The sequence below is a fragment of the Streptomyces sp. DS1-CR2 genome, assembly GCF_055760475.1.
The window spans coordinates 4,164,412-4,177,664 of sequence record NZ_CM147085.1 but is presented as its reverse complement, the minus strand read 5'-3'; the positions used below and the strand labels follow the sequence as shown (position 1 = coordinate 4,177,664).

The 13,253-nt window shown below is 71.6% G+C and carries 12 protein-coding genes; 4 read left to right on the top strand and 8 right to left on the bottom strand.

Going from position 1 to position 13,253, the window contains the following annotated elements:
• Nucleotides 1-36 precede the first annotated feature (36 nt).
• The 3 genes from ACY0PA_RS20045 to ACY0PA_RS20035 form a co-directional block, all read right to left on the bottom strand.
• Nucleotides 37-1,536, bottom strand: a complete 1,500-nt coding sequence (locus ACY0PA_RS20045) for a PTS transporter subunit EIIC (protein WP_473085912.1) — start codon at nt 1,534-1,536, stop codon at nt 37-39.
• A gap of 84 nt (nt 1,537-1,620) precedes the next feature.
• Nucleotides 1,621-2,574 (bottom strand): N-acetylmuramic acid 6-phosphate etherase, encoded by a 954-nt coding sequence (murQ, locus tag ACY0PA_RS20040; protein ID WP_473085911.1) that lies wholly within the window; start codon nt 2,572-2,574, stop codon nt 1,621-1,623.
• Nucleotides 2,575-2,652: 78 nt separating this feature from the next.
• Entirely contained in the window at nt 2,653-3,573 is a 921-nt protein-coding gene (locus tag ACY0PA_RS20035) for a MurR/RpiR family transcriptional regulator (protein ID WP_266671766.1), read from the bottom strand.
• 127 nt (nt 3,574-3,700) lie between these two features.
• Here ACY0PA_RS20035 and ACY0PA_RS20030 point away from each other — a divergent pair, with 127 nt between their 5' ends.
• Nucleotides 3,701-4,066, top strand: coding sequence for a hypothetical protein (locus tag ACY0PA_RS20030; RefSeq protein WP_473085910.1), 366 nt, complete (start codon nt 3,701-3,703; stop codon nt 4,064-4,066).
• Nucleotides 4,063-4,338: a DUF4031 domain-containing protein gene (locus ACY0PA_RS20025; protein WP_473085909.1), complete on the top strand. Its 276-nt coding sequence runs from the start codon at nt 4,063-4,065 to the stop codon at nt 4,336-4,338. The genes ACY0PA_RS20030 and ACY0PA_RS20025 overlap by 4 nt, the downstream gene beginning before the upstream one ends.
• A gap of 69 nt (nt 4,339-4,407) precedes the next feature.
• On the opposite strand, the gene ACY0PA_RS20020 is transcribed toward ACY0PA_RS20025, so the two are convergent.
• From ACY0PA_RS20020 to ACY0PA_RS20010, 3 genes are read right to left on the bottom strand one after another with little or no spacing between them, the layout of a single operon-like run.
• A complete protein-coding gene (locus ACY0PA_RS20020) occupies nt 4,408-4,908 on the bottom strand; it encodes a GNAT family N-acetyltransferase (RefSeq protein ID WP_473085908.1) in 501 nt (166 codons plus the stop codon).
• A gap of 31 nt (nt 4,909-4,939) precedes the next feature.
• Nucleotides 4,940-5,590, bottom strand: coding sequence for an HD domain-containing protein (locus ACY0PA_RS20015; protein WP_473085907.1), 651 nt, complete (start codon nt 5,588-5,590; stop codon nt 4,940-4,942).
• A 54-nt stretch (nt 5,591-5,644) separates the two neighbouring features.
• Nucleotides 5,645-5,851 carry a hypothetical protein gene (locus tag ACY0PA_RS20010; RefSeq protein ID WP_473085906.1) on the bottom strand — a complete coding sequence of 69 codons (207 nt, stop codon included), beginning with the start codon at nt 5,849-5,851 and terminating at the stop codon, nt 5,645-5,647.
• Between the two features lie 273 nt (nt 5,852-6,124).
• Between ACY0PA_RS20010 and ACY0PA_RS20005 the strand changes: the two genes are divergently transcribed.
• Nucleotides 6,125-8,164 carry a HelD family protein gene (locus ACY0PA_RS20005; protein ID WP_473085905.1) on the top strand — a complete coding sequence of 680 codons (2,040 nt, stop codon included), beginning with the start codon at nt 6,125-6,127 and terminating at the stop codon, nt 8,162-8,164.
• 49 nt (nt 8,165-8,213) lie between these two features.
• Here the strand turns inward: ACY0PA_RS20005 and ACY0PA_RS20000 are convergent, their stop codons facing one another.
• On the bottom strand, nt 8,214-8,909 hold the full coding sequence (locus ACY0PA_RS20000) for a copper homeostasis protein CutC (RefSeq protein ID WP_473085904.1): 696 nt from the start codon (nt 8,907-8,909) through the stop codon (nt 8,214-8,216).
• Nucleotides 8,910-9,186: 277 nt separating this feature from the next.
• On the opposite strand from ACY0PA_RS20000, the gene ACY0PA_RS19995 reads away from it, so the two are divergent.
• Nucleotides 9,187-11,472, top strand: a complete 2,286-nt coding sequence (locus tag ACY0PA_RS19995; RefSeq protein WP_473085903.1) for a heavy metal translocating P-type ATPase — start codon at nt 9,187-9,189, stop codon at nt 11,470-11,472.
• Nucleotides 11,473-11,532: 60 nt separating this feature from the next.
• On the opposite strand, the gene ACY0PA_RS19990 is transcribed toward ACY0PA_RS19995, so the two are convergent.
• Nucleotides 11,533-13,185 (bottom strand): DNA repair helicase XPB, encoded by a 1,653-nt coding sequence (locus ACY0PA_RS19990; RefSeq protein ID WP_473085902.1) that lies wholly within the window; start codon nt 13,183-13,185, stop codon nt 11,533-11,535.
• Nucleotides 13,186-13,253 lie beyond the last annotated feature (68 nt).

Sequence of the window (13,253 nt, the reverse complement as noted above, 5' to 3'; positions counted from 1 at the left end):
CGTGCGGGCCCCGGCTCAGAGGGAGAGAGCGGCCGGTCAGACCTTCGCGGGCTCCTTCGGTTCCGTCGTGCCCGCGGGGGCCGGGGCCGGGGACTCGCCGGCGGCGGCCTGGGAGTCCACGTTCAACTCCACCAGCATCTGCTTGCTGAAGCCGAAGAAGTACGTGGCCGCGAAGCCCACGATGTAGCCGACCAGGAGGCCCGCGCCGTAGATCGCGACCGTCGTGCCGAGGCCCTTGTTGCCGTCGAGGAGGGGGAACAGGGCCCAGCCCGAGGGGCCGATCGCCGTCGAGCCGACCTTGTCGCCGATCATCGAGAAGAAGCCGACGAACGCGCCGCCCGCCGCGCCGCCCACGCACGCCGTGATGAACGGGCGGCCGAGCGGGAGCGAGACGCCGTAGATCAGGGGTTCGCCGACGCCGAGGAAGCCTGCGGGGAGCGCGGACTTGATCGTCGTACGGATCGACTTGTTGTGCTTGAGGCGCTTGAAGACCGCGATCGCACAGCCGACCTGGCCCGCGCCCGCCATCGCCAGGACGGGGAGCAGGACGGTGTAGCCCTGCTGCTCGATGAGCGTGGTGTGGATGGGGATGAGGGCCTGGTGCAGGCCCAGCATGACCAGGGGGAGGAAGAGCCCGCCGAGGACGAGGCCCGCGAACGCGCCCGTGTTGTCGAGGAGCCAGTTCGCCGCGGTGCCGATGCCCGTGGAGACCTCACCCGCCACGTACATCAGGCCGAAGATCGTGACCAGGCCGGAGACCAGGACCGTGAGGGTGGGGGTGACGAGGACGTCCACCGCCTCCGGGACCCACTTCCTGCACCACTTCTCGATGTACGTGGCGAGAACCGCGGCGCCCAGCGCGCCCAGCACGCCGCCCTGCCCGGGCGAGAGCTTCTGGCCGAACGCCTCGATGTTCGCGACGCCCGCGTACACGATGATCGCCGCGACCGCGCCGCCCAGGATCGGCGTACCGCCGAACTCCTTCGCCGTGTTGTAACCGACGAACACCGCGATCAGCGCCATGAAGCCGGAGGCGATGGCGGCCAGGGCGGCGGTGACGCCCGGCAGCCAGTGCAGGTTGATCAGCAGGCCGTTGATGCCGGCGATGATGCCGCAGCCGATCAGCGCGGGGATCAGCGGCACGAAGATGTTCGCGATCCGGCGCAGGAACAGCTTGAACGGGGTGGCGTTCTTCGCCTTGCGGGCCGCCTTCAACTCGGCGCCCTGGGCGGCGAGTTCGTCGGCGGTCACCGCGTGCGGCTCCGGTGCGGCCGACTTGCCGTCCTGCACCAGCTCCTCGAACTCCGGGGTGACCCGGGCGACCTTTCCCGGTCCGAGGACGATCTGGTACGTCTCGTCGTCGACCACGCCCATGACGTCGGGCAGCGCCTTCAGCGCGTCCTCGTCGACGAGAGCACGGTCGGCGAGGCCGAGACGGAGCCGGGTCATGCAGTGGGCTACGGACGTGACGTTCGATGCGCCGCCGACGAGAGGAAGGATCGCGGCGGCGATGGCGCGGTTCTTGGAGTCAGCCATGGTCGTGGTGCCTTGCTGTGCGTGGGAGGTGGAGCAATACGGGGCTACGGGACTGCGGGGCTACGGGCCTACGGGACGACGGGGCTACGGGGTCGTGGCCGAGGCCTGGAGCGCGGCGCGCAGATGGCCCTTGCTGTCGGTCAGGAGGCGGGCGGCCGTCGGGCCGTCGACCGAGCCGAGGATCACGAGGATCGCGTTCTTCACCTCCCCGTCCGTCGCGGCGAGCGCGGCCTCGATGGCGGCGTCGTCCGCGCCGGTGGCCAGGGCGACGATCCGGCGGGAGCGGGCGCGCAGCTTCTCGTTCGAGGCGCGTACGTCGACCATCAGGTTCCCGTACGTCTTGCCGAGCCGGATCATGGTGATCGTCGACAGCATGTTGAGGACGAGCTTCTGGGCCGTGCCCGCCTTCAGCCGGGTGGAACCGGTGAGGAGTTCGGGGCCGACGACGACCTCGATGCCGTGGTCCGCGGCCGCCGCGAGCGCGCTGTCCGCGTTGCACGACAGGCCGATCGTGAGGGCGCCCAGGCCGCGCGCGTGCTCGACCGCGCCGATCGCGTACGGGGTACGGCCCGAGGCCGAGATGCCGACCACGACGTCGTCCGCCGTCAGACCCAGCGCGTCCAGGTCCTCGGCCGCGAGCACCTTGGAGTCCTCGGCGCCCTCGACCGCCTTGACCATGGCGCTCGGGCCGCCCGCGATCAGGCCGACGACCTCGCTCGGGTCGGTGTTGAAGGTGGGCGGGCACTCGGACGCGTCCAGGACGCCGAGCCGGCCCGCCGTGCCCGCGCCCGCGTAGACGAGGCGGCCGCCGCGGGCCATCCGCTCGGCCGTGCCGTCGATCGCGGCGGCGATCTGCGGGAGCTGCTCGGCGACGGCGGTGGGGACGCTCGCGTCCTCACCGTTCATGATCTGCGCGATCTCCACCGTCGACAGCTGGTCGATCTCGGAGAGTTCCGGGCGGAACGCCTCGGTGGTGAGCGTGGCGAGCTGGGCGCGCAGTTCGCCGTAGTTGTCGGCGGCGTCGGTCGTGGAGGTCATGACGTGTGCGGCTCTTTCCGGTGCGGCGGTGGGGGTCCGGTGCGGCGGTGGCTTCAGAGGGAGCGCGGCCCGCGTCGTCTAGCGGGAGCCGCGCGGCGTGTGACGGTGTGCGAGCGCCTCGTACGAAGCGGACAGGGCGGGGGCCGCCGTCTCGTACGTACGCTGCGCGACGCCCACGAACAGGCAGTCCACGACGAGCAGCTGGCTCGTGCGGGACGACATCGCGGCCGGCCGCAGCTCGCTCTCGCGGGCCGTGGACGTGGTCAGTATGTGGTCGGCGTACTGCGAGACCGGGCCGTCGGGGCGGCCGGTGATCGCGATCGTGGCGGCTCCGTGCTCGAAGGCGACGCGGAGCGGCTCGATCACGTCGTGGGTCGATCCGGAGTGTGTGATGGCGATGGCGACGTCCTTGGCGCGCAGCTGCACGGCGTTGGTGATCGCCAGGTGCGGGTCGCCGTGGGCGTGGGCGATGAGCCCGATGCGCAGGAGCTTCTGGGCGAGGTCCTGGCCGACGAGGCTGGACGCGCCGATGCCGTAGATGTCGATGCGGCGGGCGCCCGCCAGCGCGTTCACGGCCGCGCCGAGCTGCACGGTGTCGAGTCCGGCCGCGGTGTCGGCGAGGGTCTGCTGCTCGTCGTACGCGAGCTTCGCGACGACGTCGGCGATGGGGTCGTCGACCGCTATGTCCGCGGTGACGGCGGGGGCGCGGCCCGACTGCTGCTGGGCGGCGAGCCCGGCGAGGGCGAGGCGCAGGTCCCGGTATCCGGGGTAGCCGAGGAGGCGGGCGGTACGGACCACCGTCGCCTCGCTGGTGCCGGTGAGCTCGGCCAGGCCGGTGACCGTGAGGGCCGCGCAGCCGGCCGGGTCACCGGCGACGGCCTCGGCGACCCGCTGCATGGAGCGGGTCATCGACGGCGCGAGGGTCCGCACCTTGGCCGCGAGGGCGGCCGGGGCGGGCGGCGCGTCGCCTGCGAAAATTTCCTTCACGTTGCTGGTCACATTTGAAAGATATTTTCAGGGGGGTGTGGCGTCAAGAGTCCTTCGGCTGTGCCCTACGGCACGTCTTCCCGGGTCGGCCGTGCCGAAGGTTACGTGGGCGCGTACGCCGAGGGAGCACAATGGCTACATGGAGATCAGCCCCCTCGAACAGGCGCTGCACGCGGCCCGCGCCCTCGTACTCGCCGACCTCGTCTCCGGCGAGGTCGCCCACGCCGACGTCGTGTCCCTCGTCGAGGACTCGATAGTGCACCGCCGCTGGTGGGTCGAACAGTGGCCGGAAGGGATCGACTACCTCGCCGGGCTCGTCGCGCAGGACGTCCAGGACGGACTCCTCGAACGCTCCGGCCGCTGGCCCCTGTGCCCGGTGTGCGGCTCCGGCGAACCCCACGCCCTCGATGTGGAACCGGAGTTGGGCCCCGACCCGCACTGGGTGTGCAGCGAGGCGGGCGTGGTCGTGGCGCCCGTGGGGTCCCTCGGTACCGTCGTGCGATGACCGTCTACATCGATCCGCCGACCTGGCCCGGACACGGGCGCATGTGGTCCCACCTGGTCAGCGACGTCTCCTTCGGCGAGCTCCATCTCTTCGCCGACCGGCTCGGCATCCCGCCCCGCGCCTTCGAGCGCGACCACTACGACCTGCCGTCGCACCGCTACGAGGACGCGGTGCGGGCCGGGGCCGTGCAGATCGGCTCGAAGGAGCTGGTGCGCAGGCTCACCGAGGCGGGGCTGCGCAGGCCGAAGGGGCGTCCTGCGGAGGGGAGCTGAGGCCCGCCTTGGAGGACGTCTTTTCGAGCGGAGTCAGGCACGACGTGACACAACGCGACGCAGCGTTGCTCACATTCCCAGCAGTTCGTACGCGCAGAGGTCCTTTGTCGTCGGAATCCGCACGAAACCGGCCCGCTCCAGTACCCGTCGGGACAAGCCGTTGTCCAGGTCCGTGTTTGCCGTCACCGCGGTGACGCCCGGCTGCGACAGCGCCCATGCCGCTATCGCCCGCACTGCCTCCGTCGCGTAGCCCCGGCCGCGCGCCCCCTCGGTCACGTCGTAGCCGATCTCGACGCGGCCCTCCTCGTCCGGCGCGCTGTGGAAGCCGATCCCGCCGACCGCGCGCCCGTCCTCGGTCCGCACGATCGCGTACGTTCCCCAGCCCTCGCGGTACGTGCCCGCCGCGTGCGCCTTCACCGTGATCCCGGAGCCGGTCCGGGTGCCGTCCGGTGCGTCGCCGTCCAGCCAGGTGAAGCCGCCCGACCCGCTGTCCGCGTTCAGGTCCCTGGCCGACTCCAGGGACAGCTCGTGCAGGCGTACGCGGGCGGCCGCGATGGTGAGGAGTGTCATGGGGCGAGGATGCGCCGGCCGCTCGCGCCGATCAACCGGTTTGGGGAGTCAGCAGGTCCAGCTCCGCCGTGAGGTTCTCGCGGGCCCGCTCCTCCCAGTGCGCAGCACCGTACGGGGTGCGGAACAGGCGGGGCAGGGCGAGGAGTTGGCGCAGGACAGCGGCTCGGCCCTCGCGGAACGGTTCGTCCGGTACGAAGCCGTACTCCTCCCGGACCGCAGCCGCGTAGGCCGCGTACGCGTCCGGGGCCGCCGCCAGGATCGCCAGGTCCGCGTCGCACAGGACCTCGCCGTTGTGGTCGTCCTCGTCCGGGTCGTGCGTCACCGTGAGCAGGACCAGGCGGCTCACCTCGTCGATCTGCCGGCCCGTCAGGCCCGCTTCCGACAGGGCCCGTTCGGCCAGGCGCGCGGAGCGCTCCTCGTTCGTCGAGCGCTCGGGGAGGTACACCGCGTCGTGGAACCAGGCCGCGAGGCGCACCAAGGCCGGGTCGTCGGCGTGGTCCTCCAGTACGTCGATGTGGTCCAGGACCGCCTTGAGGTGCGTCGTCGTGTGGTAGCGGCGCTGTGGCTCCGACCAGCGGGCCAGGAGGTCGTCCGCGTAGGCGTCCGGGGTGGTGGGTGTGGCTGTTGTGGGCTGGGCCGCGGCGAGTGTCTCAGCCCAGGCTTTCCTCAGGTCGTCCCGCATGCGGCGACCCTAGACCCTGCCGGTGAACTTCGTCGGCGGGCCCCGTCTCCACCCCTAGTCCGGGGGTGGCCGGTACGGGTAGTCCGGGGGAGGCCGGTACGGGCCTGATCGTCTCTGTACGCCGGCCTCCTCGTCGTACTCGCCCAGAAGGATCACGCGGAGCGCCGAGGTCACGATGACCTTGGCCGCGCGCAGGACGTTTCCGAGATGGTGGGGGTGGTGGGTTTCCGTGGCTGCGGTGGCACCGTGAGTGAACGTCATGGCCGTCATGCCTCCATGGTGGAATACGGACATTCCGTGCACATCGGTCCGGAGGTGTAGGTTGCGGCGGCGGGCCTGCGTCCGGGGGTGACTCCGTCCCCCAGGGCCCTCACGGCTCCCCGGGAAAACGGGAAATAAATGTGTTGGCCGTGTGTCGGGGCGGGAGTAAGGTGGTCCGCCTTGCCCGCCTCCCTCCGTGGAGCGCCGCCGCCCGGACGGAAACCGGCCGGCTGCCGTGTGTAACCGAACCCCCCGGAGCCCGGAGGCTCGCCCGTGTCCCTCGACGACCCGCTCTCCCGCGAGCGCGCCCACCTCACGTCGTCCCGTTCCGCCCTGCGCGCCATGCGCGAGGACGTGGAATCCCTCGACATCGCCGACGTCACCGCGAACTGGGTGAACGCCGCCGTTCTGCAGCGCCAGATCAGCGACCGGATCAAGGCCCTGGCCGATCTGTCGCACACCCCCTTGTTCTTCGGGCGGCTCGACTACCTGCACGCCCCCGGCGCCGACCAGGCGGAAGGGGCCGACGGGGAGCGGTTCTACATCGGGCGGCGGCATGTTCATGACGCGGCCGGCGATCCGATGGTCATCGACTGGCGCGCCCCCGTCTCGCAGCCCTTCTACCGCGCCTCGAAGAAGGACCCGATGGACGTCGGGCTGCGCCGGCGGTTCGGGTACACGGGCGGGGACCTCACCGCGTACGAGGACGAGCGGCTGTCCGACCCCGCCGAGGCCGAGGTCGTGAGCGCGCTGCTCCAGGCCGAGATCGAGCGCCCCCGCGTCGGGCCCATGCGCGACATCGTTGCCACCATCCAGCCCGAGCAGGACGAGATCGTGCGCAGCGGGCTCTCGGGGTCCGTGTGCGTCCAGGGAGGGCCCGGTACCGGAAAGACGGCCGTCGGCCTCCACCGTGTCGCCTATCTGCTGTACGCCCACCGCGAGCGGCTCGCCCGCACCGGGACCCTGGTCATCGGGCCGAACCGGTCCTTCCTCCACTACATCGAGCAGGTGCTGCCCGCGCTGGGTGAGCTGGAGGTCAAGCAGGCCACCGTCGACGACCTCGTCGCCCATGTGGAGGTGCGGGGAGCCGACGGCGCGGACACCGCCGTGGTCAAGGGCGACGCGCGGATGGCCGAGGTCCTGCGGCGGGCCGTGCGGTCGCACATCACGCTGCCCGTGGAGCCCGTCGTGGTCGTGCGCGGGTCCCGGCGGTGGCGGGTGCCCGCGTACGAACTGGAGGAGATCGTACGGGAGTTGATGGCGCGCGACATGCGTTACGGCGCCGCCCGCGACGCCCTTCCGCAGCGCATCGCCCATGCCGTCCTCGTACAGATGGAGCGGTCGGGAGAGGCGCCCGACGACCGTGTGCAGGACGCCGTGGCCAGGAACGCGGCCGTCAAGGCCGCCGTGAAGGTCCTCTGGCCCGCCGTCGATCCCGCGAAGCTCGTGCTGCGGCTGCTGTCCGACGCCGAGTTCCTCGCCGAGCACGCGGAGGGCGTGCTCAGCGAGGACGAGCAGAAGTGCGTGCTGTGGGAGCGGCCGGTGCGCAGTGCGCGGGCCGCCAAGTGGTCCTCCGCCGACGCCGTGCTGATCGACGAGGTCACCGATCTCGTCGCCCGTACGCACTCCCTCGGGCATGTGGTGCTCGACGAGGCGCAGGACCTCTCGCCCATGCAGTACCGGGCCGTCGGGCGTCGCTGCACCACCGGGTCCGCCACCGTCCTCGGCGACCTCGCGCAGGGCACGACGCCCTGGGCCACGCGCAGCTGGGCCGAGGCGCTGCGGCATCTGGGCAAGGAGGAGGCCGTGGTCGAGGAGCTGACCGTCGGATTCCGCGTGCCGCGCGACGTCATCGCGTACGCGTCCCGGCTGCTGCCCCACATCGCGCCCGGACTCGCGCCCGTCTCGTCCGTCCGTGAGAACCCCGGCGCCTTCGAGGTCCGGGAGGCCGCGCGCGGGACCGACGACGTGGTCGCCGCGTGCGCCGAGGCGCTGGAGCGGGAGGGGTCCGTGGGCCTCATCGCCGCCGACGCCCGTGTCCCGGACCTGGCCGCGGCCCTCGCGGACGCCGGGCTCACCTACCTGGGCCCCGGCGAGGAGACCACCGCTCAGACCCGCCTCACCCTCGTACCGGCCTCGCTCGCGAAGGGCCTCGAATACGACTACGTGGTCCTCGACGAGCCCGCCGCCGTCGTCGACGGCGAACCCGACGAGCGGACCGGACTGCGGCGTCTGTACGTGGCGCTGACCCGAGCCGTATCCGGTCTGGTCGTGGTCCACGCCGCGGAGCTGCCGGAGCAGCTGGCGGTGTGACGGCCGCCTAGGCTCGGGCATCGACCGCCTGGGCTCCGGCATCGACCGCCTAGGCTCCGGCGTCGACCGCCTCGCGCCATGTGCGGACCGCCTCCGTCGACACCGGGGCCGTCCAGCCCCGGGGGCGGGCCGCGCCGCCGATGTGGAAGGCGTCGATGCCCGCCGCCTTCAGGCGCGGCAGGTGGTCGAGGCGGAGGCCGCCGCCGACCAGGATCTGCTGCTCGTAACCAGGTTCGCCCGAGCGGGCCGCCTCCGCCGCGAGGACGTCGAGCCCGGCGTCCACGCCGTCCGGCGAACCGGCCGTCAGGTACGTGTCGAGGCCCGGCGCGTGCGCGAGGTGCTTGCGCAGGGCGTCGCGGTCCGCGGTCCGGTCGATGGCGCGGTGGAACGTCCAGCGGCAGCCGTCCAGCTCGGCCGTGATCCGTTCGACCGCCGCGAGGTCGGGGCCGCCCGCCGGGTCGAGGAAGCCGAGCACGAACTCGTCGGCCCCCTCCGCGCGCAGCCCGCGCGCGGTCTCGGCCAGCGCGTCCAGGTCGCCCGCGGCGAAACCGTCTTCGAGCCGGATCATGACCCGCAGCGAGATGCCGACGGCCGCGCGGATCCGGCCGAACGTCTCGCGCGACGGGGTGAGCCCGTCCGCCGCCATGTCGGTGACCAGCTCAAGGCGGTCGGCGCCGCCCGCCTGGGCCGCGACGGCGTCCTCGGCGCCGAGCGCGATCACCTCCAGGACTGCACGCTTGCTCATGGGACCCCTTTGTCGGTTACGAAGGCGGATGCGGATGCGGTGGCGGCCGGGCCCCAGGGCCTGTCGTCACAACAGGTCCCTAGAGGTCTAGTCCAATAGGCCAGCCTACGCGCAGACGGCCCGCGCCGACAGACGATCAGTGGCCGTGCCGTACCCCTGGGAGGTATGAAGTCAAGTGAGGGAACACTTGCATTGGATACCCCCCATGGGTATAGATTGGATCTCGTAAGCGATACCCACCCCGGGTACGGGAGCAGACCGAAACCGAGGAGGCCTCATGTCGGCGCACCCGGCCGCCACCGCGCCCTCCGCCGCCCAGGCGGCAGAGGTGGAACTCGCCATCGGCGGCATGACCTGCGCCTCGTGCGCCGCCCGGATCGAAAAGAAGCTGAACCGGATGGACGGCGTGGCGGCGACCGTCAACTACGCGACGGAGAAGGCGAAGGTCACCTTCGCCGACGGGGTGGCCGTGGCCGACCTGATCGCGACGGTCGAGGCCACCGGGTACACGGCCCAGGAACCGCCCCGGATCCTCGAGGAAAAGGCGGAGAAGGCGGAAGGGGCGGAATCGGACGGGTCGGCCGACTCGCTCGCGCCGCTCCGGCAGCGACTGCTCACCGCCGTCATACTCGCCGTACCCGTCGTGGCGATGGCGATGATCCCCGCCCTCCAGTTCGAGTACTGGCAGTGGCTGTCCCTCACGCTGACGGCACCCGTCGTGACGTACGCTGCCTGGCCCTTCCACAAGGCCGCCTTCACCAACGCCCGGCACGGCGCCGCGACGATGGACACGCTCATCTCCGTCGGGACGTCGGCCGCGTTCCTCTGGTCGGTGTGGGCGCTCTTCTTCGGAACCGCCGGCATGCCCGGTATGACGCACGCCTTCGAGCTGACCATAGCCCGCAGCGACGGCGCCGGGAACATCTACCTGGAGGCCGCCGCCGGAGTCACCGCCTTCATCCTCGCCGGGCGCTACTTCGAGGCCAGGTCCAAGCGGAAGGCCGGCGCGGCGCTCAAGGCGCTGCTCGAACTCGGGGCCAAGCACGTCACGCTCGTGCGCGAGGGTGGACGTGAAGAGACCGTCCCCGTAGCCGAGTTGAAGGTCGGCGACCGGTTCCTCGTACGGCCCGGCGAGAAGATCGCCACCGACGGCGCCGTGGTCGAGGGCGCGTCCGCCGTCGACGCCTCGATGCTGACCGGTGAGTCCGTGCCCGTGGAGGTCGCGGTCGGGGACGCCGTCACCGGCGCGACGCTGAACGCCGGCGGACGCCTCGTCGTCGAGGCCACCCGCGTCGGCGCTGACACCCAACTCGCCCGTATGGCGCGCCTCGTGGAGGACGCGCAGAACGGCAAGGCCGCCGCGCAGCGCCTCGCCGACCGGATCTCCGCCGTGTTCGTGCCGGTCGTCATCGGGCTCGCGCTGGCCACGCTCGGGTTCTGGCTCGGCAGCGGCGCCGGGATCACGGCCGCCTTCACCGCGGCCGTCGCCGTCCTCATCATCGCCTGCCCCTGCGCCCTGGGCCTCGCCACACCGACGGCGCTGATGGTCGGCACGGGGCGCGGCGCGCAGCTCGGCATCCTCATCAAGGGCCCGGAGGTCCTGGAGACCACGCGCGCGGTCGACACGATCGTCCTCGACAAGACCGGAACCGTCACGACCGGCCGGATGACGCTGCTCGCCACGCACGTGGCGGACGGCACGGACACGAGTGAAGTCCTGCGTGTCGCAGGGGCGTTGGAGCACGCCTCGGAGCACCCGATCGCGCAGGCCATCGCGGACGGGGCCCGCGAGAAGGTGGGCGAGCTCGGCGTCGTCGAGGACTTCGCGAACCTTCCCGGGCTCGGCGTGCAGGGCATCGTGGACGGCCACGCCGTACTCGTCGGCCGCGTCAAGCTGCTGGGCGAGTGGGAGATCCGGCTGCCGGTGGAGCTGGAGCGGGCCGGGGCGCAGGCGGAGGCGGCGGGACATACGGCTGTCGCGGTGGCCTGGGACGGGGAGGCCAGGGCGGTCCTCGAAGTCGCGGACGCGGTGAAGGAGACCAGCGCGGAAGCGGTACGGCGACTGCGGGGCCTCGGCCTGACACCCATCCTCCTCACCGGCGACAACGAAGCCGTGGCGCGTTCGGTGGCCGCCGAAGTCGGCATCGACGAGGTGATCGCGGAGGTCATGCCGCAGGACAAGGTCGACGTGGTGAAGAGGCTTCAGGGCGAAGGGCGTTCCGTGGCCATGGTCGGCGACGGCGTCAACGACGCGGCGGCCCTGGCGCAGGCCGACCTGGGGCTCGCGATGGGCACGGGCACGGACGCGGCGATAGAGGCCGGCGACCTGACGCTGGTCCGGGGCGACCTGAGGGCGGCGTCGGACGCGATCCGCCTGTCCCGGCGGACGCTGGGGACCATCCGCACCAACCTGTTCTGGGCGTTCGCCTACAACGTCGGCGCGCTGCCGCTGGCCGCGGCGGGCCTGCTGAACCCGATGATCGCGGGCGCGGCGATGGCGCTCTCGTCGGTGTTCGTCGTGGGCAACAGCCTGCGCCTGAGGAACTTCAGGCCGCAGGCGTAGCGACAACCGGCAAAGCGAGGGCCCGTCCACACACGGTGGACGGGCCCTTGTCGCCGACCGTCAGCTGCCCTGCTCGCCCGCGAGGAGTTCGTCGGCGTCGACGATCCGGTACGCGTAGCCCTGTTCGGCGAGGAAGCGCTGGCGGTGGGCCGCGAAGTCCTGGTCGATGGTGTCGCGGGCGACGACGGAGTAGAAGCGGGCCTCGTGCCCGTCGGCCTTCGGGCGCAGGACGCGGCCGAGGCGCTGTGCCTCCTCCTGCCGGGACCCGAAGGTGCCGGACACCTGGATCGCGACCGTGGCCTCGGGCAGGTCGATGGAGAAGTTGGCGACCTTGGACACGACGAGGACGGAGATCTCGCCGTTGCGGAACGCGTCGAACAGCTTCTCGCGCTGGGCGTTGCTGGTCTCGCCCTTGATGACGGGTGCGTCCAGATGCTCGCCCAGCTCGTCGAGCTGGTCGATGTACTGCCCGATGACGAGGGTCTGCTCACCCTGGTGCTTGCGCACGAGGGCCTCCGTCACCTTCCGCTTGGTCGCGGTGGTGGCGCAGAAGCGGTACTTCTCCTCGGCCTCCGCGGTCGCGTAGGCGAGCCGCTCGCTGTCGGTCAGATTGACGCGCACCTCGACACAGTCGGCGGGCGCGATGTAGCCCTGGGCCTCGATCTCCTTCCACGGAGCGTCGAAGCGCTTGGGGCCGATCAGCGAGAAGACGTCCGACTCGCGCCCGTCCTCACGCACCAGCGTCGCGGTGAGGCCGAGGCGCCGCCGGGCCTGGAGGTCGGCGGTGAACTTGAAGACGGGCGCGGGCAGCAGATGCACCTCGTCATAGATCACGAGTCCCCAGTCGCGGGAGTCGAAGAGCTCCAGATGCGGATAGATGCCCTTCCGCTTCGTGGTCAGCACCTGATACGTGGCGATGGTGACGGGACGGATCTCCTTCTTCGTCCCGCTGTACTCGCCGATCTCGTCCTCGGTCAGGCTCGTCCGCCTGACCAGCTCGTGCTTCCACTGCCGGGCGGAGACCGTGTTGGTGACGAGGATGAGCGTCGTCGCCTTGGCCTCGGCCATCGCGCCGGCGCCCACCAGCGTCTTACCGGCGCCACAGGGCAGCACGACGACGCCGGACCCGCCGTGCCAGAAGCCCTCGACCGCCTGCTTCTGGTACGGGCGCAGCGCCCAGCCGTCCTCCGCGAGATCGATCTGGTGCGCCTCGCCGTCCACGTAACCGGCGAGGTCCTCGGCGGGCCACCCCAGCTTGAGGAGCGTCTGCTTGATCTGGCCGCGCTCCGAGGGGTGCACGGCGACGGTGTCGGCGTCGATGCGGGCGCCGACCAGCGGGGCCACGCGCTTGGAGCGGAGGATCTCTTCGAGGACCGGCCGGTCCGTGGTGGTCAGGACGAGGCCGTGCGCCGGGTGCTTGGACAGCGTCAGACGCCCGTACCGGTCCATGGTCTCGGCGATGTCGACCAGGAGCGCGTGCGGGACGGGGTAGCGGCTGTACTCGACGAGGGCGTCCACGACCTGCTCGGCGTCGTGGCCGGCGGCCCGCGCGTTCCACAGCCCCAGCGGCGTCAGCCGGTACGTGTGGATGTGCTCCGGGGCGCGCTCCAGCTCGGCGAAGGGCGCGATGGCGCGACGGCAGGCGTCGGCCTGGTCGTGGTCGACCTCCAGGAGAAGCGTCTTGTCACTCTGGACGATGAGCGGTCCGTTCACATGTATCCCTTCCACCGCGCTCCGCGAGGCGCGGGGCCAAACGTCCAGTGTGCCGCATGGCGCGTACG